The following is a 23186-nucleotide window of genomic DNA, read 5'->3' on the forward strand; positions in this document are numbered from 1 at the left end:
ACTCTGCAATGGCACAACAACTTGCAACACGGTGGATAGAGCACGTGTACAGCATGTTTGGGGACGATGACTCATTTTTAGAAAATGCATGGGATGCTGTTCGTGAAGAGGCAGATGGAGTCATGTTTTATCCGATGACGAAGGAAGTCGTAACGTTTATCCAAAAAGCCATCGAGTATAAGGAGAATCACCAACTGCTGGAGTAAAGGATTCGTGGTTCATGATCGAATGAGAAAGCGGTAAGAATCACATGCAATAATTCTTTTGTTCGTAGGATTTCGAGAAAATAAAGGTCATCGTAGTCAGTTGAACCGAAAAATGGCCCGTAAAGGGTAGGAAGGTAGCGTTCGGGTTGATCGCAATGAAGGAGCGTTTGTTCACATTGATTCATTAATGCTCGCAGTTGTGTTTGATTAACAGGGTATACCCTGCAATCATCGCAATGGGATTGCACGTGTTCGATAAACCAACGATGAATGTGGTTCGCTTTGCGCCAGTAAATCAATTCTTCATGAACACGTTGATTGTTTTTTTGTCGTTCGACGACTAGGTACATATCAAGTCCGATACGAATCACCTCAATGTGTTTAATTAATTGGATAAGAATGAAAGAAATGTGTGGATGTGTAGAGGGGTGATATGAGTATAACACGTAAATGACAGAATTCTCTCTCTTTAATTAGGTGAGGTCCTTTCCCAACGAACGAAAGGACCTCGTAGTTTTAGTGGTAAAACAGTTCACGTAAATAACTATTCAAAAACATTTGATCAGGATCAAATTGCTCCCTAAGGTGAAGAAAGTCTTGAAAGCGCGGGTACAGAACGCTTAATTGCTCCGTTGATTTTGTGTGTAGCTTTCCCCAATGGGGACGCCCTTCAAACGTATCCATGATCGTTTCCATCGCCTTAAAGTAAGGGCGGTATTTTGTTCCAGAATACATATGAAAAGCGATATAAGCAGAAGGACGCTCATAGGACGGACTGAGCCACAATTGGTCTGCCTTTACAGTACGTACTTCGATTGGAAAATGAACATGATAGTTAGACGTGTGTAGCGCTGTGCGAATGTGAGCAAGGATCTGTGGTAATTTCTCGAGAGGTACCGCATACTCCATTTCAACGAATCGAACGTTTCTCGGTGTAGAAAATAACTCATCACTTGGTGCGTGTAGTGAGGTTTCTGAAACCGCAATAGATGAGAGGCGACTAAAAAACTTACTGCTCTTTGGGAATGTTTTGCAGACGCTAGACACGCATTGCAACAAATAGTTTTCAACAACGAGGCTTGTTGTTTTATGTTTCGTTATGTCCTCGGGTCCGTGAGTAGAAGGTCCATCGTTTTGACGTGAACCGTATCGGAATGAGGGAAGAGAAAGAACTCAAAATGTTGGTGTTCTTCAACCCATTGAAACAACTCTCGTTGCAAGTCAGCAAACTGTACTTTAGAACTTTCATAATGATAGATCGGACGTTTTACGACCCGAAGTGTAACCGACACGACGATGCCTAGCGTTCCGAGTGACACGATCGCACCATAGAATGCATCTTCGTTTGTTCGTCGATGTAACGAGCTTAATGAACCATCAGCTTTGACAATTGTGATCGATTCAACTTGTGTACTGATTGAACCAAACGTGATTCCTGTTCCGTGAGTTCCTGTGGCAATTGCACCAGCGACACTTTGTACATTAATGTCTCCTAAGTTTTCTAACGAGAACCCATGAACCGCTAACCGTTCAGAAAGGTCAAAGAGTTTCGTGCCGGCTAGAACGGTCACGGTTTCGTTTTTGTCATCAAGAGAAACAATCCCCGTTAATCGATCAAGGGATACGAGGCAATCAGACGTAGCAACGAGTGGTGTGAATGAATGACCAGCACCTACGACTCGGATTGTTCGTTTTTGGATGCGAGATTGGGTAATAATCTCTTGGACATCAGCAACGGACTCTGGGTAATACCAATCCGTTGGTACACTATGAAACGTTTGAGCCCAGTTATAAAACGTGTTTGTTTTTGTACGTACGAATGATGTCATAGAAAACAAATCCCCTCTCCTCGATACGTTGGAACGTGACCGACGACCTGATTGTTTCGAATGAGTGCAATCGATGTGAAGCGCTCACAAATCTCACCGGCTTTAGCCGGACGGAAAATGACTGGATCTCCAATTGAAAGCGTTGAAGATCTACACTGTATCGGTGTCTGGACTTCCCCTGCCCCTTCTAATGAGAGTAGTTGTGCATCTTCTGGATATACAGGAGAAGGTAAGCGGTCTTTACCTGATGCACCAGAGGCAACATAGCCACCACCTAGACACGTATAAATCTGACTTGTAGGTTTTCGTACGACCGGCAGTGCAAAGTAAAGAGCGGGGTCGTATTGAAAGGATGAATAGTGATCAAATAATGTTGGCTGATAAAGACCAGATCCAACCGTCAATTCAGTCACAGAGGGATCTTGTGCAGTTGTCATCAAGCTGCCGGTGCCGCCACCATTGATGAAGGATAGCTTAATGCCTTCTTTGCGCAAAGCTTTTACGACTTGTTGCCGTTTCGAATGCACATGTTTTACACTTGCTTTTTTTTAATCGTTTAATGGCAAAATCTTTGATAGACTGGTCGGAGTAATCGGTCACACCAGCAAGTTGCGCTTCATAACCCATGATGCCGACGAGTTTCAAATTAGGATAATTCTGAATCCTTTTCGCGAACTGTACGACTTTTTCTGTAGTGCGCAGTGGTGAACGTCTTACACCGAAATGAAATCCATTGAAATTCGTACTCATGTCAACATCAATGCAAATACAGAATTGACTTTGTTCATCATGAGCAATCGCTTGCAGAAAAGAAAGATGTTCGTCATCATCGACCATGACAGTGATGTTCGCTCCGGTTTTCATGTGACGTGTGAGCTTGTGCAGTTCATGGCGGTCTGTGGAAGGGTAAGCGACGAGAATATCATCAATGCCTTCAGCGTATAACCAATTCGCTTCTTCAACAGAATAAGACATTACACCTTGATAGGTTTGAGAAGATTTCATTATATGTTTAAGCAAAGGCAACGATCGAATTGATTTTGTGGCAAGACGAATCGTCTTCCCTTGACTCCGGTTTGCGATCGCAGTGAGGTTTCGGTTTAGTGCATCAACATCGAGAAAAAGTGCAGGTAATGTTTGTGATTTGATCAAATCAACAGGTAGATTCATACACGTTTGTCTCCCCTCATCGTTATCATAATTATTCGTGAACGTTTGAAACGATGCAACTAGAATTAGACTGCCATGTGAAGACGGAGGTTCTTAGATGATTGAATACAGAGATGCAACGAACGATGATTTTGAACGGTTAGTCTCCCTTCGAACGACAGCGATGATTCATGATTTTAAACGACATGAACTTGATCTTAATCGTACAAAGGAATTCTTTCGAAAAAGCTTTAAAGCGGTCTATACGCAAATGCTATACATGAACGATGATTGGGTTGGATGCGTTGCCCTTCATCCTGATGATGAGTACGATACAGAACTTAAGCACTATTATATTCATGCAGCGTATCGAGGGAAAGGGATCGGCAAGCACGTATTGCAATCGATTATTGAGCGTCAGCGGCTAGACAATAAGAACCTTTGTCTCTATGTATTTAAAGAAAGTGCTGCGATACCGATGTATGAAAAGCATGGCTTTGTTGAAGTAGAGGTAGGGGATTTCACTCATCGGTTAGCGTTATGGCAAAAGCCACCGCTATAGACGGTGGCTTAACTACGCTCTTGGATTCGTTTAAGCAGCGACACAAGGTCTTCAGGCTTGTAGAATTCAATGGGCGTTGCTCCTTTTTGAAACGATAAATGATCGGCCTCTACGACAAGCATATAGCGATCATTGACTTTCGCTAAATGGATCGATTCCCCAAATTCTGCTAACGGTCCTTTAACTTCTGTCTCTCCGATTTTCATGCGAATTTCTGCATCAGGGTTTTGTTCTACGATTTGTGCAGAAGCTTCAATAACTTGATGGGTTGAAAGTTGCTCGGTAATTTCGCGCTGATCACTCGTTTGCCACTCATCAAGACGTTCCCACTGTTCTTTTTCCTCACTATCCTCATCAAACGATTCAGAGATATGTTCAGTCATCATTTCTTTTACCGTTGATTTTAGAAGCGTTGGGACGCTATCTCCATATTGCACGAAGGCGAGGAAATCCTGAAAGTAGCGCGCGTGTGACGACTGGTGGATTTTCAGCTCAGCCGTTTGTACCATTCCCTCTTCAATCATAAAGGGGTATTGAATTGACTTCATATTCTTCGTTGTAATTGCGTACTCAATTTTTTTTCAAAAGCGAAGAAGAGTCGGTGACACTGGCTACTTTCTGTTCGAAGTCGCATTTTAAGATGAACACAAACTCATCAGAGTAATATTTCTTCGGAACGGCAGACATGACAAGAAAGACCCCGCCGCGAACAGCCGATGTTTCTGTATAAAGCTTTGCAAACTCTTCACTATGTTGCCTGAACACATCGGACGTTTGTGCCCGCAATGTCTTTTGGAAGAGTGCATAATTCGGATTCGAATCGAGCGGATAGTCTGCTTCTGTAATAAAGCGACCAATCTTTGTTGGGGTTTGCTCAGACTTCGGATGGTGTTCAGCTTTTCGATTAATAATTCTCTTTAATTCACCATCGAGAAAATCTTTCAGTTCACTTTCTTCGAAAGCATCGGTATCAAACGTTTGAAAATGCTCAAAACGCTTAATTGCGTCATCGCCACTACCTTCAACTGTAATAACATAAAAAGAAAGAAACTTAATTGTAAATTCCACTTTCATCACCTCTAGTTGCTGAACCTAGTATACTGACAGCGTCACTAAGATTCAATGGATGAAGAGTGGAAGATACATAAAGATTGCAAGAACACCGATGACAGATAAGAGCAAAATCCCCTTCCATCGCTTGCGTTTCATAAAGAGCACACTGACGATGATTCCTTGTAGCACAATGAATGTGGCACCGGTGATAATCAGTGGCGGAAACAAAAGCCACGTACCGATTACGTTGAGGGCGATTCCGATCGGCATAAGGCAATTAGAATGACAAGCCAAGCATTTGATTTTATTTTTTGAAGCAGTTGTTTTCGTTCGTCTTCAGACAGATGATCAAACTCTACAAGTGTAAACCAACCAGTAATAATAAGGATGGTACCGGTAATCGTAATCGAACGCATTCATCTACCCCTTTTTGACCTACTGTTTCCGAAATTGTTCCTTTTAAAACAAAAGGGGTAGTGTTCATTACTCACCGTAAGCAGTTTGGTCTGAACGAATGACATTGAGTTCGGTTATTCCTGCGGGTTCCCGCATGCCTCGAATCCACGTTTCCAAGTCATAATTACCACGATCAATAATTTCTGACAGCATTTCGAGTGAAGAGGTCAATTCTGAAAGGCAGTCTAGTCCATGGTTTAATATAATGCCTTTTCGTCTCGCTTTTTGGACAGAGTGCTCCATTTTGTAGTCATACTCTCCATATGTAAAAACGATCGTACAGCCAGCGCGGTCCCAATTAAAATCAAATTCTTTGATCTTAAGTCGCTTCATAATTTTAAGTAATTTCTTTTCAATATGCTTTTGCTCTTTAAAAGGTACCCATTTAAACATAAAGCACACCTTCCTTACTCGAGTTAGCGGTCTTACTAAACAAGTTTCAACAAATCTCTCGTATTTCCTTGACCTAATCGACTGACATATTGCGACAAATTATGACAAATTTGAAAAAGGTATACAGTTAGGCGCGTCATGTCGGGCGTGAACACAATGATTATTCGACAAAAAGAAAACCTTTGGCTGTAAAACAGTCCAAAGGTTGGATACTATTCGTCATCGAAGGAGTAGACATGAAAGCGCTCATTCTCGAGACGTTCAGATACTTCTTGATCTCCAGCGAGGTAACGTTTTTCGTATTCACGAAACATCGTACCAAACTGTGAGTCGTGTGCTTTAATCGTACTGATTTTTTGATTGATGAAAGGCTTCACGGAATACTCAATTTCTGGGTCATCTTTTGTAATGGCGATCCCCCAAAAACGAGGACGTTTATCGCTCTTAATCTCTGCGAGTGCATCGCGAACGGCCGCTGATGTCGCATCGTGATCAGGATGTACGCCATGTTCTGGATAAAAGGAAATCACAACACTCGGATTAAGTTCATCGATTAAGTTTAAGACGACTTGCTTTAGCACACCATCATCGAGGAATTCTAACGTTTTGTCACGATAGCCGAGCATTCTAAGGTCTTCTAGGCCCATCGATTCTGCCGCTTCAAAGAGCTCTCGTTTACGAATTTCGCGAAGGGACTCTCGTGTTGCTATTGGTGGATTACCGACATTTCGCCCCATTTCACCAAGCGTTAAGCAAGCATACGTAACAGGTGTTCCTTTTGCAATTTGACCTGCGATGGTTCCGCTCACTCCGTACGCTTCATCATCTGGATGGGGGAAGATGACTAGAACGTGTCGTTCATCATACATAGGTTTAAGCTCCTTTTAATTATGTTGGAATGGTTGTTCTGATAGTTGTAGGGTTACGGCAATTTTGCCTTCATAATTAAGTCCCATCAATATGAATTCTTCATTTTCATTGATGACGTAATGAGTTAAGCCTTCAGCATAAATCCAACCAATCTCAAGTTCTAAACCAACGCGATACGGTCCTTGTCCTTGAATCTTTCCTTGCTTGTACGAAACCGAAGCATTTCGTATATAGCACTGGCTGAAAAAAAAGGATTGGTCAAAATGAGAAGCGTAGGCACCATTTGTTGTTTCTAAGTGTAAATAAACGTTTTTCGTTGCATAACGATCGATGATCGTTTGAACGTCTTGTTTGACGATCTCTTTCAAAGCAATTGCCTCCAATCCACATCTTTCACTACATTATAAACAAAGTTGCTTGCGGAATCCAAAATGTTGAGCTTAACCGCAAGTGTGATCGGGAAAAGGATGTACGAGGTGGTCTTTGTGAAGTTGCTCTCCTATGGCTATTGGCGAAAAGGACAAATTCGTGCAACGTTTGATTTGTTTCCAGATTCAATGGTTACGTTTCGCCGAATTGGTTCTTTTTATTTCGTTTATATGATTTCTTGGTCCGAACTTGATCTTGTTGTTACGCGTGAACACTTAAAAATGATGGAGATTTTAATGAATAAAGAACTCGGTACGATTGATGCATATAACAGCAGAAGGCGCTCTTAGTAAGCTGTTCGGGTATGGTATAGTGAGGGTACAGCTAGAGTGTGATGAGGGATGCATGTGGAATTAGAGTTGTGGGCGTATATTGTTATTTTTGTTGTCGGTTTTTTTTGCGGGCGTTATTAATACTGTTTCAGCAGGCGGCTCATTGTTGACATTACCGATGTTAATTTTTCTAGGTTTACCGTCAGCAGAAGCGAACGGAACAAATCGTGTCGCAATTGTTGTGCAAAGTTTAAGTGCAGTACTTGCGTTTAAACGCAAAGGAAAGTTGGAGACGAAGGTAAGCTCTATTGTCGCATTGCCAGCAATTATCGGTTCCATCTTCGGAGCGATGGCAGCTGTATCAATCAGTGATGCATTGTTCCAGCTCATCCTTGCAATCACGATGATCGTCACCATCGTATTTATCGTATGGGATCCATCAAAACGAGAAGCACCTGGAGTCATGCTTTCCAACAACCGCAAGGTGTTAGGAATGATTGCGTTTTTCGGAATTGGATTTTATGGCGGGTTTATTCAAGTTGGTGCTGGTTTTTATATTGTTCTGACGGCGATGCTCATTATGCAGTTATCGTTTATTCATGCCAACAGTGTGAAAGTGATGATTACTGGTCTGTACATATTTGTTTCCTTACTCGTTTTTGGTATAAACGGAGAAGTAACTGGTGGTTAGGTCTCGTCCTTGCATTAGGGAATGCGTCAGGGGCGTGGCTCGGAAGTAGTATTATTATGTCGAGTCAGTCTAAATGGATTAAATGGATATTGTTCGTGACAGTACTTGTCATGTCGATCCGTCTTATATATGAAGCGTTTGTGTAATGAGAAACAGCGATGAACCGAGAGGTTATCGCTGTTTTTATGTTTTTAAAGCTCGATCGTGTCTCGTGAATAAAAAAACAAAGTTTACCTCAAACTAAATGTAGTCTGTATGCATATAGATAGTGTTTAGAGAGGAGGGTGCGAATGGGCCGTTATGAACGTTTGCGTGAAGGTGAACGTGGCGCTTGGGTGAGTATTGCTGCGTATTTAAGTTTAGCCTCTGTAAAATTGGTGATTGGTTATCTTTTCTTTTCTCAAGCTTTAATTGCCGATGGATTTAATAACGCAGCAGACATTGTCGTGTCCGTTGCTGTGCTCGTCGGACTTCGTATCTCCCAAAAGCCGCCGGATCACGATCATCCTTACGGTCACTTTCGTGCCGAGAACATTGCAAGCTTGCTCGCTGCATTTATTATTATGCTCGTTGGCTTCCAAGTGTTATGGGGAGCAGGGACGTCATTGTTTGGTGAAACGAGGACCGAGTCACCGAGCTTAATTGCTGCTTGGGTGGCGATTGGTGCCGCGTTCATTATGTTTTTCGTCTCAATGTATAATACAAAGCTTGCCGATCGTGTTGATAGTCAGGCTTTGCGTGCAGTAGCGAAAGACAATCGTGTCGATGCGTATGTGAGTGTGGGTGCGTTTGTCGGGATTATTGGGGCTTACTTTCATTTAGGGTGGGTCGACTCATTAGCCGCGTTGCTCATTGGTCTTGTCATTTGTCGCACGGCTTGGCACATTTTTAAAGACGCTGCGCATTCGTTGTCTGATGGATTTGATGAAGAGCATTTATCAGATTATCGTGACACCATTGAGGAACTAGACCATGTGCAAGGGTTACGGATGCTTCGAGCGAGAAAGCTTGGAAGTGCGGTTCATGCAGAAGTCATCATTGAAGTTGACCCTGACTTATCTGTAGAAGATAGTCATGAAATTGCTGAGAGAGTCGAAACGAATCTAAAAACTGAACATGAAATTGAGCATGCCCACGTGCATATTGAGCCGAAAAAAAGAAGAGTAGGGGGTTACAACGTGCATCATCGCCTTGACGTCGTCGATCAACTTCGCGGGTTTGCACTTTGTGGCTTACCTTTTGTGAATATGATGATTTTCTTTCAGGGGAAATTTGTGTACACAGATGAAGCACTGAATGCTTGGTTGGAACGTTCAGTTGTAATTCTAATGGAAGGGCGTTTCATCTCAATCTTTTCATTTTTGTTTGGGTTAAGTTTTTTTCCTATTCTTTGACCGAAAGAAGGCGCTTGGCGATGTGACATCTATAAGGTATGCCAAGCGCTTAAGTATCCTCGTTTTAATCGGAATGATGCACATGATGATCAATCCAGGGGACGTGTTATTGCTGTATGGCGTATACGGAATCGTTTTACTACCTTGTATGAAGCTACCAAAGCCGTTGCTTCTAACCATAGGAATTCTCGGGACGGTTGTAGCAACAGTGACAACAATAAAGTTCCTTTTGCCACTGCCGCTCATGATTTTAGGACTGGCAGTTGGTAAGTATCGGATCTTTGAACGGATTTCGCAAACAATTGCTAATCGATTGGTTGTAGTCAGTGGTCTATTCGCAGTAATTGCTTTCATCTATTTAGGAAACATCGCACCGAGTTTTCCAATTCAGCTTTATGAGCCAATAGCACATGCAACATTTGCTGATCGTACATTTATGCTTTGGCCTATCTTTACATGTTTGTATATTGCTTTAATCGTTCGATTTTCAAGTGCTTTACGTTTTCTTATCCCGATCGGAAAAATGCCAATTACGATTTATATTGGTCAATCCATCTTATTATTGTTATTGTCCCCAAGTGATTTAATCACCTTAGGACAAGCTTTTGCCACTAGCGCTATAATCGTGTTTATCTGTATTATTTGTTCGCATGTTTGGTTACGCTTTTTTTGCAAATGGACCTCTAGAATGGCTGATTCGCACCGGAACGAATACAGAGGTATCGCGAGCAATTTCCCAAAGATGATTCATATGGATCGTGAAAAACAAGTTTAAGAATGAACGTAGTGTGGGAATTAATATTTAAGTACTACATAATTCATTCGTATTACAATTCAAAGTGACAGGAAAGGTGGTAAGCTCGCTGTCATGATTCACTTATGACTGTGAGCAAACTTTATGAAAAATAGTAAGTTATCTATCGTTTTTTGGGTATCGCTCGCACTTGCCGGTGTATTCATCCTTTGGGGTGTATTCTTACCAGACAATGTTGAAACGGTACTTGGATTTATTGATGGATTAATCGCGAATAACTTTGGTTGGGTATACATTATTGCAACAACGTTGTTTGTATTACTCGCATTGTTTCTCGTGTTTGGACCTTATGGACGCATTCGTTTAGGAAGCCTGACGAAAGGCCAGAATACAGCTACTTTACATGGTTTGCATTTTTATTTACTGCAGGGATGGGTGTAGGGCTTGTTTTCTTCGGTATTTCCGAGCCTTTAACGCATTTCCACAACCCGCCATCTGTTGATCCAGGTACTGTAGCAGCTGCTGAAGAGTCAACAAGGTACACGCTCTTTCATTGGGGATTTCATCCGTGGGCTACATATGCAATCGTTGCCCTAACCCTCGCTTACTTTAAGTTCCGTCATCAGGCACCAGCACTCATTAGTTCAGCATTCACACCGTTAATTGGTCATCGTGCACAAGGTGGTCTTGGTCATAGTATTGATGTACTAGCGGTGTTTGCAACGATTTTTGGTATTGCCACATCACTTGGACTCGGTGCAACGCAAATTACAGCGGGTTTAAGTTATACATTTGATGGGATTACGAATAGCACGCTGACGACGATGATTGTTATCGCTGTCGTTACCGTTATCTTCATTCTTTCAGCCTCAACAGGGGTTGATAAAGGAATTCGTTATTTGAGTTGGATGAATATCGTTGTTGCCATTGCATTGATGATCTTAGTCTTCATCTTAGGATCATCGATACAAATGATTGAAGCATTTACAACCACGCTCGGAAGTTACATTCAGAGCATCCCAAGTATGACGCTTGGAATGAACGCTTTTGAAGGTGAACGTGAGTTCTTAAATGACTGGACATTGTTCTACTGGGCTTGGTGGATCGGCTGGTCTCCTTTTGTAGGTACGTTTATTGCACGAGTTTCAAGAGGACGTACCATTCGTGAATTTGTCATTGGTGTTACAGCCGTTCCAGTGTTATTTAGTGCAGTATGGTTCTCAATCTTTGGTATTGCAGGTATTGAGATGGACAATGCATTAAATGGCGGACTTTATGAAATTGTAAGCGAACAAGGAAACGAAGTAGCACTGTTTGCTTTCTTAGAACAGTATCCTTGGAGTCCAGTTATTATGGGTATTGCGATTCTCCTGATTTCTTCATTCTTCATTACGTCAGCAGATGCTGCGACATTTGTTTTAGGGATGTTAACGACAGGTGGTCGTTTGAACCCGCAAGTGAAGATCAAAGTTATCTGGGGTGTTATTCTTTCAGCAACAGCTGCGGCGCTATTGTTATCAGGCGGACTTCAAGCTTTAGAAATGGCCATGTTGATCGCTGCATTCCCGTTTACCTTTGTCGTATTGTTGATGGCAATATCTTTACTCAAAGCGTTAAGTGGTGAGTACGATATTCTCAGATTAGAGAGTAAGCATAAAGAGTACGAGCCGACTTTCTTGGAAGAATCTAAAGAAGAACTTAAAGAGAAACGTGAAGAATTTGAACAGACAATGCCAGAAGAATTAATTGACGAGAGTGATGAAGAAACAAATAAAAACGAAGATGATTCGAAATAAGCGAATCCGCTGAGATTTTTCTCAGCGGATTTTTTTGTAACATTTTATGGAAAGTGGCGACTATAGGTAGTGAGAGCGAAATGAAGGAGAAAGACATGAACAAGAAATTAGCCATTATTTCATTGATCGTTGCTCTAGTCATTAGTTTAAGCATTGAAAGTAACAATACAAGCGTGCAGTTCCATGAACCACAAGAAAAAATTGAATTGCATAAGTCCCTTGAGTCATAAAGATTTCTGAAAATATCCATTGCTTTCTATATTATCCTTCACTATGCTAGAGTAAAGGGTAAATAAAGGTGGAGCGGATCATCATGAAATTACAGTGTGTGGATTGTCACAAAGAGTATGCAATGGAACAGTTCCAATACCAATGTGAATGTGGTGGATTGTTTGACATTGTGCACGATTTTAAACAAGTCGATACGGAGCAGCTAAAGCAAACGTTCAATGAGCGTTTATCAGAGCGTATGACACCTTATGCTAGCGGTGTTTGGAGATATAAAGAGCTGATTTTTCCTGAGTTAGCTGAAGAGCATATGGTTACGAAGTACGAAGGCAATACAGGTCTTTATAACGTTCAATCGGTAAAAGACTATGTCGGGTTGAACCAACCGGTCTACTTAAAAGCTCAAAGTGAGAACCCAAGTGGCTCGTTTAAAGATAACGGGATGGCCGTTGCGGTTTCCCATGGAAAATCACTAGGCTATGACAAATTTACGTGTACATCAACAGGGAATACTTCATCGTCACTCGCAATGTATAGTTCAATGGCGGGTTCCAAATCATTCGTATTTGTGCCTAACAAGAACATTTCGATGAATAAGGTAATGCAGACGCTAGCATACGGCGCGAAAGTGTTTAGTACAGAAGGAAAGTATGATGAGGGGATCAACTTCTTACAAGCGCATAGTGAGGAGTTAGGGTTATATGTATGTAACTCGATTAACCCTTTCCGAATTGAAGGCCAGAAGAGCATTATATTTGAAATCGCACATTACTTAAATTGGCAATTGCCGGATTGGATTGTCGTTCCTGGAGGAGCGCTTTCCAACAGTACTGCACTCGGAAAAGGATTAAAGGATCTCTATGACCTCGGGTTTATTGACAGATTGCCGCGTGTTGCGATTGTACAAGCAGAAGGAGCAAGTCCGTTTCATAAGATGATGGACCAAAAAGCGGAGCAGTTTGTTCCAGAGAGCGATCCGAACACGGTTGCAAGTGCGTTAAATATCGGAAACCCACCGAGCTGGAAGAAAGCGAAGAACGTCTTACATGCAACAGATGGCGTTACCGTTGCAGTTACGGATGAAGAGATTCTTGATGCAAAAGCGGTAATCGACCAAAGTGGAGTTGGATGTGAACCTGCATCTGCGGCTACAGTTGCAGGGTTAAAGCAACTCTTAGAGCGACAAATCGTTGACCGTGATGAAACGGCACTTTGTGTGTTAACGGGTAATATCTTAAAGGACACGTCAGCGTTGCAACAGTATCACACAGGAGATTATCAATTCAGTAATCAAATTGTCAATACAGAGTTAACGTTTACGAATATCCAAAAACAATTGTAATTAGAAAGCCGGCTTTGCTTAATGCAAAACCGGCTTTTCTTATAGTAGTGGAGAGATTAATCGTGCAACGTTTTCTTTCACTCGAATCCATTTAGATCGTTGTTCGTACTCTTCAAGCGTTAACTCATGACAATCGACGAGATCATTTTGAAACGTTTCTCGCATTTTCTCTGCCATCTCCTCGTCATACATGAACGTATTCACTTCAAAGTTCAGGCTAACACTGCGAACGTCCATGTTCGTTGTGCCGAGTGTGCTTATCCGATCATCAACGACCATTGTTTTTGAATGAAGAAACCCTTTGTCATAAATGTAAATCGTTGCACCGAGCCTGAGAAGTTCACCGATATAAAAGTACGTTGCCCAATAGATAAACGGATGATCGGGCTTGTTTGGAATCATGATGCGTACGTCGATGCCACTCATAATCGCAACGCGTAGATTATCTAGCAAACCGAAATCAGGAATAAAGTAAGGAGTCTGAATGTAAATGTAACGTTTCGCTCGCTGGATCATTTGAATGAAGCCGTTTTTCACCTGGTCCGTCTCAAACCCTGGTCCGCTTGCGACGATTTGCATAGGAACGCCGCCTTTTAAGGATGATGAGACTGGAACTTCATAATTCTCAAATTCAGGGGCAGGTTCTTTTTGACCTTTGTTCCAGTCAGAAATAAATTGATCATGCAAATGATGAACAGCACTCCCTGTAAGCCTTAAATGTGAGTCTCGCCAAAAGCCGAGCCCACGATCATCAGTGTTGTACTTATCACCAATATTAAATCCTCCGATGTAAGCGATAGAGCCATCAATAATTGCAAGCTTCCGGTGGTTGCGGTGATTTAAGCTCCCGTACGTGAACATTGAACGTGGTGGGAAAAACACGCGGGACTTGCCACCGGCATTTAAGTAGTCTTTTAAGAAGCGATTCGTCACTTTCCATGAACCGAGTCCGTCATACAACAACATCACCTGTACGCCTTCTTTTGCTTTTTCGGTGAGCAACTGAATAAAGGCTGATCCAAGTTCATCGGTATTTATGGAAAAGTATTGCACATGAACATAATCAGTCGCTTCACGAATGTCGTTGAACAGCGATTCGAACTTCTGGTCACCGTCTGTTAACAAGTCTACGGACTGTGCATATGTAAGTGGCGCATGACTGTGGTGAATGTGCATATAGATGAGACTTTCTAATCCATCCATGCTTGGTGAATTCCGATAGAGCGTGTCTTCTTGAATCTCTTCACGTTGATGTAGAAGAAGCGCATTCGTTTTGAAAAGTGAGTCCTCATTCCATGAACTATTCCGAAGTTCGCGACCGAATACAAAGTAAATGATGAGACCGATTACTGGCACGAAAAAAAGGACCATTAGCCAGGCCCATGTTGCTTGTGCACTCTTTTGTTCACGAAAGATAATAATGAGACCGAAGAAAATGTTTACGATTAAAATCCCCAGAAATACCGTTGCGGGCCATGACATGTCTACGTCCCCCTAGTGACTAGTAGTACTGTCATTCCCTTCAATTGTATGTGTTAACCCTCAATCTACATGAAAGGAAGGGGAATAATGGAAAAAAAACGTCATTTGCTTTTATTTTTACATGGTGGTGGGACAAGCTCGTGGATGTGGAACGAGCAAGTGAAGTTTTTTGAACGAGATTATACCGTTTGGACACCTGAGCTCCCTGGGCACGGAAGAAATGAAGAGAAGCATTTTTCGATTGATGACACTGTCGATCAATTGCTTAGAGAATTAGATGCTGTTTCTTTTGAACGTATTAGTGTAATTGGGTTTTCACTCGGTGCACAAGTAGCACTTTCATTAGTGAGCAGACAACCTGAACGGTTTAAACATGTCGTCTTAGTTAGTATGTTAGCCGCCTCACTTCCTTTTCCGAAGGTAATGGCAAAAGCGACTGCTATGATGCTTCCATTAAGTAGAAACCGAACCTTTGCAAAACTTCAAGCAAAGCAATTGGAGATTCCAAGTTCGGACTTTGAGCGTTATTTCAGCGATACGCAATCAATCACTAAATCGCTACTGGAGAACATCATCTATGAGAATAGTCGATTTAAGCTTCCTCAGAACGTGCACGAACTACCGTTACCGATCCTCGTGATGGCTGGGGCGAAAGAAAACAGATTGATTAAGAAAACGATGGTAGAAATTTCGAGAGGAAATAAGCATGTAAAGACGATAATCGTTGAGGAAGCTGGTCATAGCTTACCATATGCTTATTCCTCTATCTTTAATGAAACTGTGCAACGTTTCCTTAGTCAAAACGATTAAGTTGAGTAGTAATTAGAAGGTTCATCAATTGTTCAGATGATCTACAGATGTTCTTCATATTCTTCGTGTACACTATAAGTAATCGCTTTGAAGGAGTGGTTCATGTGAAGATCGTAACAGTTAGCTTTTTAACCTCTTATTTAGCCTTGAGTTCGGTAACACCGAATCAATACGAAGAGGGAACACATACGGCAACAGAATCAAATGCTCCCGAAGGAATTGTTGAAACAATTGATGAGTCAGGTAAGGTGATTGACTCAAAAGAAGTATCCGACACTGTTGAACATGTGGATCTATATTCGTTGTTATCATGACCGGCATCTGCCGGTCATTTTACGTTGGTTAGAGTCGAATTATGGTAAACTAAAGGAAACATAAAGGTGGTGCAGACAAGTGAGTGTAGATTTTTTCGAAAATATCGATAAAAGAGTTGCAGGAACAATTATTGACGAATTAGCGATTGAATTTATAGAGACGGATCCGGATCGACTCGTCTTAAAAATGCCGATTACCCCGAAAACACATCAACCTGCAGGGATTTTACATGGAGGTATCTCAGTCGTACTCGCAGAAACGGCAGCTTCAGTTGGAACTGCGATTAACATCGATTTATCTAAAAAAGTGGCAGTCGGCTTAGAGATTAATGCGAACCACGTTCGAAGCAAGAGAGAGGGGCACGTTTTTGCAGTTGCGGTGCCGGTACATAAAGGAAGAACGACGATGATATGGGAGATTAAGATTGTTGATGAAGAAGATAAGTTAATCTGCACATCTCGCTGTACGATGGCGATTATTGATCAGAAACCGTAAAGTGGTGTACACTAAAGCAATTGAACGATTTTGAGTATCCAATTGTGATCACAATCGCAAGTGGGAAACTGTGGAAATGCATCTTGGAGGAACACTATGTGGAAAGAATTTAAAGCATTCATTGCACAAGGAAACGTACTAGATCTCGCAGTTGCAGTCGTCATAGGTGCTGCTTTTCAACAGATTGTCAGTTCGCTTGTTGATCACATTATTATGCCGTTCGTCGGTGTGATCCTCGGTGGTGTTGACTTTTCGAGTCTCGTCTTCCAATTTGGTGATGCTCAAGTAGAGTATGGCATGTTTATTCAAGCGATCGTCGACTTTCTCATTATCGCTTTAGCCATATTTATTTTCGTGAAAGTTGCGAACAAGCTCATTAAACGAAGAGCTGAGGCGGAAGAAGCTGAGGAAGAAGTGGAAGAAGAGCCACCAGCAAGTGAAGTGTATCTAAAAGAAATTCGCGATCTACTATCGAAGCAACAAGAGTCACAACCAAATGGCGATAAAGAATAGTACGGAAAGAAAACAAGTTTTGCTTCATTGAAGCGAGGCTTGTTTTTTTATGTTAATACTATGGAAGTTAATATAACAACAATATAGAAACTATTAAGAATATTATAGTATTGTTAACCGTACTAGATTAACGCTTTGAAGGAGGAAATGATGAAAAAATATAAATGGGGGATCGCCTTATTCTCGTCTGCATTTATCCTAAGTGCATGTGCTGCTGGAGATGAAGCGGCGGATACAGGTTTTGGAGAAGCGAGTGCAGGCGAGGACGAACAGTCCGATTCAGAAGAGAATAGTGAAGAAGTTGTCGTGGATGAGGATTCTATTCCAGTTGGATTGCTTCATTCATTAAGTGGAACGATGGCAATAAGTGAGACATCTGTCAGAGATGCGGTCATGTTAGCGATCGATGAAATTAATGAAGATGGTGGTGTTTTAGGGAAAGAAATTGTCCCTAATGTTGAAGATGGTGCCTCCGACGAACCGGTCTTCTCTGAGCGAGCGTCTAAGCTATTGCAACAAGATGATGTCGCAGCAATTTTCGGTACGTGGACGTCTGCAAGTCGACAAGCCGTATTGCCAGTTGTAGAAGAACATAACGGACTGTTGTTCTACCCTGTGCAATATGAAGGAATGGAGTCTTCACCGAATATCTTCTATAACGGTGCCGCGCCGAATCAACAAATTGTTCCGGCTGTAGAGTGGTTGTTTGATAACGTTGGTGATTCTTTCTTTTTATTAGGTTCAGACTATGTGTTCCCGAGAACTGCGAATCAAATTATCCAAGCACAATTAGATGATCTAGGTGGCGAAGTCGTAAGAGAAGAATACACGCCGATGGGTCATACCGATTACAACACGATTATTTCACACATTAGAGATACAGAGCCTGACGTTATATTTAATACGTTAAATGGAGATAGCAACGTCGCGTTCTTTAACCAGCTGGCAGATGCAGGCATTACTTCCGATGACGTCACGGTGTTGTCTGTAAGTGTAGCGGAAGAAGAGATTCGAGGAATCGGTGCAGAAGTATTAGAAGGGCATTTGGCGAGCTGGAACTATTATCAAACGACAGATACTCCTGAGAACGAAGAGTTTGTGTCGAACTTCAAAGAAGCTTACGGTGAGGACCGTGTAACGGGAGATCCAATTGAAGCGGCTTACTTTATGGTTTACTTGTGGGCACAAGCGGTTGAAGAAGCGGGTACAACGGAAACTGATGCGGTTAGGGAAGCGGCATCAGGCATTACGTTTGATGCACCGAACGGACCCGTTGAAATTGATGGAGATAATCAGCATGTCTATAAGACGGTAAGAATTGGTGAAGTTCAAAGTGATGGACAGTTTGAAGAGGTTTGGAATTCTGGAGAACCGGTAAAGCCAGATCCATTTTTGGAGAATTACGACTGGGCAGAAGCTATTCAATAAGTACGAAGGGAAAGATTTCCCTTCGTCTCTTTTAATCGACAGAAAGGCGTGCATGTTATGAGTAGCGTTGCGATGCAAATTTTTAATGGAATAAGTCTTGGTTCTGTTCTGTTACTCGTTGCTATGGGTCTTGCTATCACGTTTGGTCTGATGCGTGTCATTAACATGGCTCATGGTGATTTAATTATGATCGGAGCTTATGTGACGTATTTGATGCAAGTCATTTTTGTGCAGTACATACCAGAGCAGTTTTTCGATTGGTATTTTATCCTCGCAATCCCAGCTGCATTTGTGATCGTTGCTGGAATTGGGATGTTACTCGAATTTACGGTGATTCGACATTTGTACGGGCGACCACTCGATAGTTTATTGGCAACGTTTGGTGCAGGCCTTATCTTGCAGCAATTGATTCGGACGATTTTTGGTGCGCCAAATGTTGGTGTTCAAAGTCCGAGCTTTTTACAAGGAAGTTTAGAGATCTTTGGTTTGTATTTGCCGTTTAATCGTTTGTTTATGATCGGACTTGTCATCGTCTGCCTTGGTGGTCTATTCATCTACTTGTATCGAACGAGGCAAGGACGTCGTGTGCGTGCAGTCATGCAAAATCGTGAAATGGCAACGTGTGTTGGTATTTCTTCGAGGAAAGTGGATTCATTAACGTTTGCAATGGGAGCAGGGTTTGCTGGAGTGGCTGGTTGCACGTTGACATTAATCGGTCCGATTGGGCCGACGATCGGCTTAAATTACATTGTCGATGCGTTTATGGTTGTCGTTGTAGGCGGTGTAGGGGCACTAACAGGTACGGTGATTGGTGCGCTTGGCATCGGTGTTTTTAATACGTTTTTTGAATACTGGACGAATGCATCAATGGGGAAAGTGTTGATCTTCGCTCTAATTATTGCATTTTTACAATGGCGACCATCTGGGCTCTTTTCCATGAAAACAAGATCTTTGGATTAGAGCAGAAAGGAAACGATTATGTCGTATTTATATTCCAAAAAGACGTTAGTCATTTTAGGGTTTGTGATTTTGCTCATCATGCCATTTGTACTCGCTCCATTTAATTTAAATTTGCTCGGACGCTTTTTGGCGTATGCGATTTTGGCGTTAGGGATTGGCGTACTTTGGGGTTATGCGGGCATTTTAAGCCTAGGTCACGGCATCTTTTTCGGTTTTGGTGCCTATGCAATGGCGATGTATTTAACCCTTCAAAGTGGTGGAATGCCAGATTTCATGGGGTGGAATGGGATCACTGAATTGCCATGGTTTTGGGCGATCTTTTCAAATCCGATCGTAGCCATTGTTTTGGCTATTGCCGTTCCGATGTTGTTTGCAGGTATTCTAGGTTTTTTTCACATTTAGAAATCGAATTACCGGTGTTTACTTTACGATCTTGACGCAAGCACTCGTCATCGTCGTTACAACGCTTATTATTAGCCAACAACAATACACTGGCGGGACGAATGGGATTACCGGTTTTGATACGATTTTCGGGTATTCATTGAATTCAGTTGCGACGCAACAAATGATATATTGGACGACCGTTGTTTTTCTTGGTCTTGTTTTTCTAATGTGCTATAAGCTTGTGAACAGTCGATTTGGAAAGGTATTAATAGCGATACGAGACGGGGAGAATCGTACCCGCTTTCTTGGGTATAATACGTCCATTTATCAAGTGATTGTGTATAGCTTTTCAGCGGGTGTCGCAGGTCTTGCAGGAATGCTGTTCGTATTACAAGTAGGGATTATCACGCCGTCGATGATGGGGATTGTCCCATCGATTGAGATGGTGCTGTGGGTTGCGATTGGAGGACGCGGTACATTAATTGGTCCTGTTATTGGCGCATTGCTTACAAACGGTGCGAGCACTTGGTTCAGTCAAACCTATCCGGACGCTTGGTTGTTTTTTTATCGGTCTTGTATTCGTCTTAGTCGTTGTCTTTATGCCAAAAGGGATCATGGGAATTATTTCGACAATCCAAGCACGTAGGAGGGCGAAGAAATATGGAAAAGATCGAAAAGAAGAAGCAAAGCTCTACAACAGTTCTTCAATCTGAGAAGTTAATCGTGCAATTTGGAGGATTAAAAGCCATCAATGAATTCAGCTTTCAACTCACCGATCGTGAACTGCACTTTATTATTGGACCAAATGGGGCTGGAAAAACGACCTTTCTAGATGTGTTGTGTGGAAAAACGAAACCGACGTCTGGCAATGTGTTGTTTAAGGAGTCATTGAGTTAGGTAAGTTGTATGAATATCAAATTGTTCGTAAAGGGGTTGGGCGGAAGTTCCAAGCTCCGTCAATTTTTCCATCGTTGTCAGTGATGTCTAACTTAGAAATTGCCATGAAGCAGCAAAAAGGGTTTTGGCATATTCTTCGCGCCAAGTTGTCAGAAGGAGACAAAGAGCATATTCACGAAATGCTATCACTCATTGGACTTAAAAAAGAGAGCAACCGTACCGCAGGAACGCTTGCCCACGGTCAAAAGCAATGGCTAGAAATTGCGATGGTTTTAATGCAAGACCCTGAATTAGTTTTATTGGATGAGCCAATTGCAGGGATGACTGAAGAAGAGGAAGAGAAGACAGGAGAACTTCTAAGAACGATTGCAAAAGACCGGGCAGTGATTGTTGTGGAGCACGACATGGACTTTGTGCGGAAATTTGCAGATAAGGTTACGGTTATGCACGAAGGCACGTGGTTATGCGATGGTTCAATGGAAGAGGTACAACAGAATGATCGGGTTTTAGAAGTGTATTTAGGTCGGAGGTGATCTCGATGCTTGAACTGAATCGTATTGAAGCGGGGTATGGTGAAAGTGCAGTTCTTCGAGACGTAAGTTTGACGGTTCCGAAGGGAAAGCTCGTCTGCTTGTTAGGAAGAAACGGAGTGGGGAAGTCAACCTTACTTAAAACATTAATGGGGTTAATTAAAGCAAATCATGGTCAAATCGCTTACCAGAGCGACAACATTAATGACAAATCCCCAACATGGCGTTCGCGTAAAGGAATTGGGTACATCCCTCAAGGTAGAGAAATCTTTTCGACACTAACGGTCCATGAGAATTTGCAGCTTGGCTTAGAAGCACGGCAAGACCAGAAGAAGAACATTGAGTCGGATCATCAGGTTTATGATTACTTTCCAATTCTAAAAGACATGCACAATCGAAAAGGAGGCGATTTAAGTGGGGGACAGCAGCAACAATTGGCAATTGCCCGCACGTTAGTTGCAGATCCAGACGTGATCTTACTTGATGAACCGACAGAAGGAATTCAACCGAACATTGTCCAAGATATTCAAGATGTGATTAAAGATTTGAAGCAAAACAATGGAAAGACGATGCTGCTCGTCGAACAGAGCTTCGATTTTGCAAGTGAAGTAGCTGATTACTTTTACGTGATGGACCGTGGACGCATTGTTTATGAAGGTGAAAGAGAAGAGTTAACAGAAGAGAATATGAGAGGGTATTTGAGCATTTAAGACTCGTGGAAGAAGAGCTGACTCGAAAGTCAGCTCTTCGTTTTGTTTCATTTTAACGTCTTCGTAGTATTCGCTGTAAGAGAAAGATCGGAAGAATGGCGAATGTCGCAAAAATCACCCAATAAATAGAGAGCAATTGAAGTGAATGTAACCATTCGTAGAGGCTACCCCCGACAATATTTCCAAGTGCGCCACCAATGGCCATTGCTAGATTCGAGAAGCCGATATACAAAGCAAAGCGTTCTGCAGGAGCTTGGCTAACGGTATAGGAATAGAATGTTGGTTGAATGAGCATAACACCGAGTGCGATTCCGATTAATGAGGCAATGACGGTAATCACATGTAAGTGGAAGAATAGCGGTATGAAACCTAATGCCATGGCGAAATAGCCCCACTGAATAGAGCGAACCATACTTAATCGCTCTGACAGGCGAGTGACCGTCATTTGACAGGCAACGACTAGCAGCGTTAGAACGGTAAAGATCCATCCTCCTGAACCGGTTAATGTGAATCCAATTAAAGGGTAGACGAGGAAAAGCTGTTGATAAATAAAGTGAAAAGGGATTAAGGCAACCACAACGAGTAGAAAAGAACGGTTAGCGAGTATCTCAGTTAAACCGAGCACGAGAGAAGGCTTAGTTGTGGATTGTATAGACCGAATCGGAACTAAAAAAATCCAGAAACTCATCAACGCAAATGAGAGACCTGTAATCACACTAAGCAGCGGGAATTGAGTGACTGAAAACAAAGTGCCAAACAAAGGACCGATAATTGTTCCAGCATTTGCACTAATGTTGGAATAAGCAAATAAGGTCTTATGTTCAGATTTCGGTTGATTTGAAATGAGCACAGCTTTTAATGATGGACTAAAGAATGTCCCTCCGATTCCTCCAATCATCGCCATTATAATGAGGGCAATGGGAGTCTCGACAAGACCTAATCCAGCAAAGCCGACACCTCGACATAAAAAAACCAATCATCATCATTTTTTTTATGCCCGTACTTATCCCCAAAGTATCCACCGATGAGCATAACTCCTTGTTGACTTACTAATCGCACAGCAAGAATAACACCGGCAAAGAGCAAGGAGTAGCCAAGTTCACCAGTTAAGTAGAGTGAAATAAACGGAACGAACATAAAAAACGTAAACGTAACAAAAAAATTCAATTGCCAAAAGGGCAAAAACAAAAGGCCCATAGCTTTTCCAAATCGTCCAAGGCATACGATGGTCACTTCTT

The 23186-nt window shown here is 42.1% G+C and carries 29 protein-coding genes and 4 pseudogenes; 19 read left to right on the forward strand and 14 right to left on the reverse strand.

All coding sequences use genetic code 11. The annotated features are described in order from the left end of the window. Positions 1-8 precede the first annotated feature (8 nt). Positions 9-206 carry a hypothetical protein gene (locus JCM19055_RS26640; protein ID WP_152549952.1) on the forward strand — a complete coding sequence of 66 codons (198 nt, stop codon included), beginning with the start codon at positions 9-11 and terminating at the stop codon, positions 204-206. Here JCM19055_RS26640 and JCM19055_RS17080 read toward each other — a convergent pair. The 5 genes from JCM19055_RS17080 to JCM19055_RS30200 form a co-directional block, all read right to left on the reverse strand. After that, positions 188-577 carry a hypothetical protein gene (locus JCM19055_RS17080; protein ID WP_152549953.1) on the reverse strand — a complete coding sequence of 130 codons (390 nt, stop codon included), beginning with the start codon at positions 575-577 and terminating at the stop codon, positions 188-190. The genes JCM19055_RS26640 and JCM19055_RS17080 overlap by 19 nt on opposite strands. A 145-nt stretch (positions 578-722) precedes the next feature. After that, positions 723-1265, reverse strand: coding sequence for a D-arabinono-1,4-lactone oxidase (locus JCM19055_RS26645; RefSeq protein WP_370543200.1), 543 nt, complete (start codon positions 1263-1265; stop codon positions 723-725). Between the two features lie 38 nt (positions 1266-1303). After that, complete coding sequence (locus JCM19055_RS26650) at positions 1304-2035, reverse strand: FAD-binding protein (RefSeq protein WP_052366483.1); 732 nt, start codon at positions 2033-2035, stop codon at positions 1304-1306. Further along, positions 2032-2529, reverse strand: a complete 498-nt coding sequence (locus tag JCM19055_RS30195) for a hypothetical protein (protein ID WP_265182299.1) — start codon at positions 2527-2529, stop codon at positions 2032-2034. The genes JCM19055_RS26650 and JCM19055_RS30195 overlap by 4 nt, the downstream gene beginning before the upstream one ends. Further along, complete coding sequence (locus tag JCM19055_RS30200) at positions 2510-3205, reverse strand: alanine racemase (protein WP_265182300.1); 696 nt, start codon at positions 3203-3205, stop codon at positions 2510-2512. The genes JCM19055_RS30195 and JCM19055_RS30200 overlap by 20 nt, the downstream gene beginning before the upstream one ends. A 97-nt stretch (positions 3206-3302) precedes the next feature. On the opposite strand from JCM19055_RS30200, the gene JCM19055_RS17095 reads away from it, so the two are divergent. Continuing rightward, positions 3303-3746 (forward strand): GNAT family N-acetyltransferase, encoded by a 444-nt coding sequence (locus JCM19055_RS17095; protein ID WP_042360583.1) that lies wholly within the window; start codon positions 3303-3305, stop codon positions 3744-3746. 8 nt (positions 3747-3754) lie between these two features. On the opposite strand, the pseudogene JCM19055_RS17100 reads toward JCM19055_RS17095, so the two are convergent. From JCM19055_RS17100 to JCM19055_RS17115, 6 genes and pseudogenes are all read right to left on the reverse strand, one after another. Beyond that, a pseudogene (locus JCM19055_RS17100) lies at positions 3755-4814 on the reverse strand (DUF3900 domain-containing protein). Positions 4815-4865: 51 nt separating this feature from the next. Beyond that, the gene (locus JCM19055_RS30205) at positions 4866-5069 is read right to left on the reverse strand and encodes a hypothetical protein (RefSeq protein ID WP_265182301.1); all 204 of its coding nucleotides are present in this window, start codon (positions 5067-5069) and stop codon (positions 4866-4868) included. Then, complete coding sequence (locus JCM19055_RS27590; protein ID WP_193745487.1) at positions 5042-5215, reverse strand: hypothetical protein; 174 nt, start codon at positions 5213-5215, stop codon at positions 5042-5044. Before JCM19055_RS27590 ends, JCM19055_RS30205 begins: the two co-directional genes overlap by 28 nt. A 67-nt stretch (positions 5216-5282) precedes the next feature. After that, positions 5283-5648, reverse strand: coding sequence for a hypothetical protein (locus JCM19055_RS17105; protein ID WP_052361528.1), 366 nt, complete (start codon positions 5646-5648; stop codon positions 5283-5285). 212 nt (positions 5649-5860) lie between these two features. Beyond that, on the reverse strand, positions 5861-6517 hold the full coding sequence (bshB2, locus tag JCM19055_RS17110; RefSeq protein WP_042360584.1) for a bacillithiol biosynthesis deacetylase BshB2: 657 nt from the start codon (positions 6515-6517) through the stop codon (positions 5861-5863). Positions 6518-6532: 15 nt separating this feature from the next. After that, complete coding sequence (locus JCM19055_RS17115) at positions 6533-6886, reverse strand: YojF family protein (protein ID WP_042360585.1); 354 nt, start codon at positions 6884-6886, stop codon at positions 6533-6535. Between the two features lie 108 nt (positions 6887-6994). On the opposite strand from JCM19055_RS17115, the gene JCM19055_RS17120 reads away from it, so the two are divergent. The 7 genes and pseudogenes from JCM19055_RS17120 to thrC all read left to right on the forward strand — a co-directional run bounded on the left by JCM19055_RS17120 (position 6995) and on the right by thrC (position 13424). Beyond that, the gene (locus JCM19055_RS17120) at positions 6995-7237 is read left to right on the forward strand and encodes a hypothetical protein (RefSeq protein WP_265182302.1); all 243 of its coding nucleotides are present in this window, start codon (positions 6995-6997) and stop codon (positions 7235-7237) included. Positions 7238-7331: 94 nt separating this feature from the next. Beyond that, the gene (locus JCM19055_RS17125) at positions 7332-7910 is read left to right on the forward strand and encodes a sulfite exporter TauE/SafE family protein (protein WP_265182310.1); all 579 of its coding nucleotides are present in this window, start codon (positions 7332-7334) and stop codon (positions 7908-7910) included. Positions 7911-8200: 290 nt separating this feature from the next. Beyond that, a pseudogene (locus tag JCM19055_RS17130) lies at positions 8201-9073 on the forward strand (cation diffusion facilitator family transporter); the annotation flags it as partial. A 253-nt stretch (positions 9074-9326) separates the two neighbouring features. After that, positions 9327-10079 (forward strand): DUF418 domain-containing protein, encoded by a 753-nt coding sequence (locus JCM19055_RS17135; protein ID WP_042360587.1) that lies wholly within the window; start codon positions 9327-9329, stop codon positions 10077-10079. Between the two features lie 123 nt (positions 10080-10202). Further along, positions 10203-11854 (forward strand): annotated as a pseudogene (locus JCM19055_RS17140) (BCCT family transporter). A gap of 95 nt (positions 11855-11949) precedes the next feature. Next, on the forward strand, positions 11950-12084 hold the full coding sequence (locus JCM19055_RS30210) for a hypothetical protein (protein ID WP_265182303.1): 135 nt from the start codon (positions 11950-11952) through the stop codon (positions 12082-12084). A gap of 83 nt (positions 12085-12167) precedes the next feature. Then, on the forward strand, positions 12168-13424 hold the full coding sequence (gene thrC / locus JCM19055_RS17145; RefSeq protein ID WP_042360588.1) for a threonine synthase: 1257 nt from the start codon (positions 12168-12170) through the stop codon (positions 13422-13424). A gap of 39 nt (positions 13425-13463) precedes the next feature. On the opposite strand, the gene cls is transcribed toward thrC, so the two are convergent. Then, on the reverse strand, positions 13464-14906 hold the full coding sequence (gene cls / locus JCM19055_RS17150; protein WP_042360589.1) for a cardiolipin synthase: 1443 nt from the start codon (positions 14904-14906) through the stop codon (positions 13464-13466). Positions 14907-14993: 87 nt separating this feature from the next. On the opposite strand from cls, the gene JCM19055_RS17155 reads away from it, so the two are divergent. The 10 genes and pseudogenes from JCM19055_RS17155 (at position 14994) to urtE (ending at position 21948) form a co-directional block, all read left to right on the forward strand. Then, positions 14994-15716 (forward strand): alpha/beta fold hydrolase, encoded by a 723-nt coding sequence (locus JCM19055_RS17155; RefSeq protein ID WP_042360590.1) that lies wholly within the window; start codon positions 14994-14996, stop codon positions 15714-15716. Between the two features lie 104 nt (positions 15717-15820). Continuing rightward, complete coding sequence (locus JCM19055_RS17160; RefSeq protein WP_042360591.1) at positions 15821-16030, forward strand: hypothetical protein; 210 nt, start codon at positions 15821-15823, stop codon at positions 16028-16030. A 79-nt stretch (positions 16031-16109) separates the two neighbouring features. After that, complete coding sequence (locus JCM19055_RS17165) at positions 16110-16526, forward strand: hotdog fold thioesterase (RefSeq protein WP_305047353.1); 417 nt, start codon at positions 16110-16112, stop codon at positions 16524-16526. Between the two features lie 96 nt (positions 16527-16622). Continuing rightward, positions 16623-17039 (forward strand): large conductance mechanosensitive channel protein MscL, encoded by a 417-nt coding sequence (mscL, locus tag JCM19055_RS17170; protein WP_042360592.1) that lies wholly within the window; start codon positions 16623-16625, stop codon positions 17037-17039. A 150-nt stretch (positions 17040-17189) separates the two neighbouring features. Beyond that, positions 17190-18467: an urea ABC transporter substrate-binding protein gene (urtA, locus tag JCM19055_RS17175; RefSeq protein ID WP_042360593.1), complete on the forward strand. Its 1278-nt coding sequence runs from the start codon at positions 17190-17192 to the stop codon at positions 18465-18467. 57 nt (positions 18468-18524) lie between these two features. Beyond that, positions 18525-19427 carry an urea ABC transporter permease subunit UrtB gene (gene urtB / locus JCM19055_RS17180; RefSeq protein ID WP_042360594.1) on the forward strand — a complete coding sequence of 301 codons (903 nt, stop codon included), beginning with the start codon at positions 18525-18527 and terminating at the stop codon, positions 19425-19427. 18 nt (positions 19428-19445) lie between these two features. Beyond that, a pseudogene (gene urtC / locus JCM19055_RS17185) lies at positions 19446-20524 on the forward strand (urea ABC transporter permease subunit UrtC). Continuing rightward, positions 20472-20708 carry an ATP-binding cassette domain-containing protein gene (locus tag JCM19055_RS32145; protein WP_370543201.1) on the forward strand — a complete coding sequence of 79 codons (237 nt, stop codon included), beginning with the start codon at positions 20472-20474 and terminating at the stop codon, positions 20706-20708. The pseudogene urtC and the gene JCM19055_RS32145 overlap by 53 nt, the downstream one beginning before the upstream one ends. Before the next feature lie 5 nt (positions 20709-20713). Further along, the gene (locus JCM19055_RS17190; RefSeq protein WP_370543202.1) at positions 20714-21241 is read left to right on the forward strand and encodes an ATP-binding cassette domain-containing protein; all 528 of its coding nucleotides are present in this window, start codon (positions 20714-20716) and stop codon (positions 21239-21241) included. Between the two features lie 5 nt (positions 21242-21246). Continuing rightward, positions 21247-21948: an urea ABC transporter ATP-binding subunit UrtE gene (gene urtE / locus JCM19055_RS17195; RefSeq protein ID WP_042360595.1), complete on the forward strand. Its 702-nt coding sequence runs from the start codon at positions 21247-21249 to the stop codon at positions 21946-21948. A gap of 52 nt (positions 21949-22000) precedes the next feature. Here urtE and JCM19055_RS17200 read toward each other — a convergent pair whose 3' ends face one another. Continuing rightward, positions 22001-22924 (reverse strand): MFS transporter, encoded by a 924-nt coding sequence (locus JCM19055_RS17200; protein WP_081833809.1) that lies wholly within the window; start codon positions 22922-22924, stop codon positions 22001-22003. Then, complete coding sequence (locus JCM19055_RS17205) at positions 22885-23181, reverse strand: hypothetical protein (RefSeq protein WP_042360597.1); 297 nt, start codon at positions 23179-23181, stop codon at positions 22885-22887. The genes JCM19055_RS17200 and JCM19055_RS17205 overlap by 40 nt, the downstream gene beginning before the upstream one ends. Positions 23182-23186: the final 5 nt, after the last annotated feature.

Source organism: Geomicrobium sp. JCM 19055, assembly GCF_000698185.1.
GTDB lineage: Bacteria > Bacillota > Bacilli > Bacillales > Marinococcaceae > Geomicrobium_A > Geomicrobium_A sediminis.

Coding starts and splice junctions, on each gene's coding strand:
- JCM19055_RS26640 (WP_152549952.1), top strand. CDS start 9: ATGGCACAACAACTTGCAACACGGTGGATAGAGCACGTGTACAGCATG.
- JCM19055_RS26650 (WP_052366483.1), bottom strand. CDS start 2,035: ATGACATCATTCGTACGTACAAAAACAAACACGTTTTATAACTGGGCT.
- JCM19055_RS30200 (WP_265182300.1), bottom strand. CDS start 3,205: ATGAATCTACCTGTTGATTTGATCAAATCACAAACATTACCTGCACTT.
- JCM19055_RS17095 (WP_042360583.1), top strand. CDS start 3,303: ATGATTGAATACAGAGATGCAACGAACGATGATTTTGAACGGTTAGTC.
- JCM19055_RS30205 (WP_265182301.1), bottom strand. CDS start 5,069: ATGCCGATCGGAATCGCCCTCAACGTAATCGGTACGTGGCTTTTGTTT.
- JCM19055_RS27590 (WP_193745487.1), bottom strand. CDS start 5,215: ATGCGTTCGATTACGATTACCGGTACCATCCTTATTATTACTGGTTGG.
- JCM19055_RS17105 (WP_052361528.1), bottom strand. CDS start 5,648: ATGTTTAAATGGGTACCTTTTAAAGAGCAAAAGCATATTGAAAAGAAA.
- bshB2 (WP_042360584.1), bottom strand. CDS start 6,517: ATGTATGATGAACGACACGTTCTAGTCATCTTCCCCCATCCAGATGAT.
- JCM19055_RS30210 (WP_265182303.1), top strand. CDS start 11,950: ATGAACAAGAAATTAGCCATTATTTCATTGATCGTTGCTCTAGTCATT.
- thrC (WP_042360588.1), top strand. CDS start 12,168: ATGAAATTACAGTGTGTGGATTGTCACAAAGAGTATGCAATGGAACAG.
- cls (WP_042360589.1), bottom strand. CDS start 14,906: ATGTCATGGCCCGCAACGGTATTTCTGGGGATTTTAATCGTAAACATT.
- JCM19055_RS17155 (WP_042360590.1), top strand. CDS start 14,994: ATGGAAAAAAAACGTCATTTGCTTTTATTTTTACATGGTGGTGGGACA.
- mscL (WP_042360592.1), top strand. CDS start 16,623: ATGTGGAAAGAATTTAAAGCATTCATTGCACAAGGAAACGTACTAGAT.
- urtA (WP_042360593.1), top strand. CDS start 17,190: ATGAAAAAATATAAATGGGGGATCGCCTTATTCTCGTCTGCATTTATC.
- urtB (WP_042360594.1), top strand. CDS start 18,525: ATGAGTAGCGTTGCGATGCAAATTTTTAATGGAATAAGTCTTGGTTCT.
- JCM19055_RS32145 (WP_370543201.1), top strand. CDS start 20,472: ATGGAAAAGATCGAAAAGAAGAAGCAAAGCTCTACAACAGTTCTTCAA.
- urtE (WP_042360595.1), top strand. CDS start 21,247: ATGCTTGAACTGAATCGTATTGAAGCGGGGTATGGTGAAAGTGCAGTT.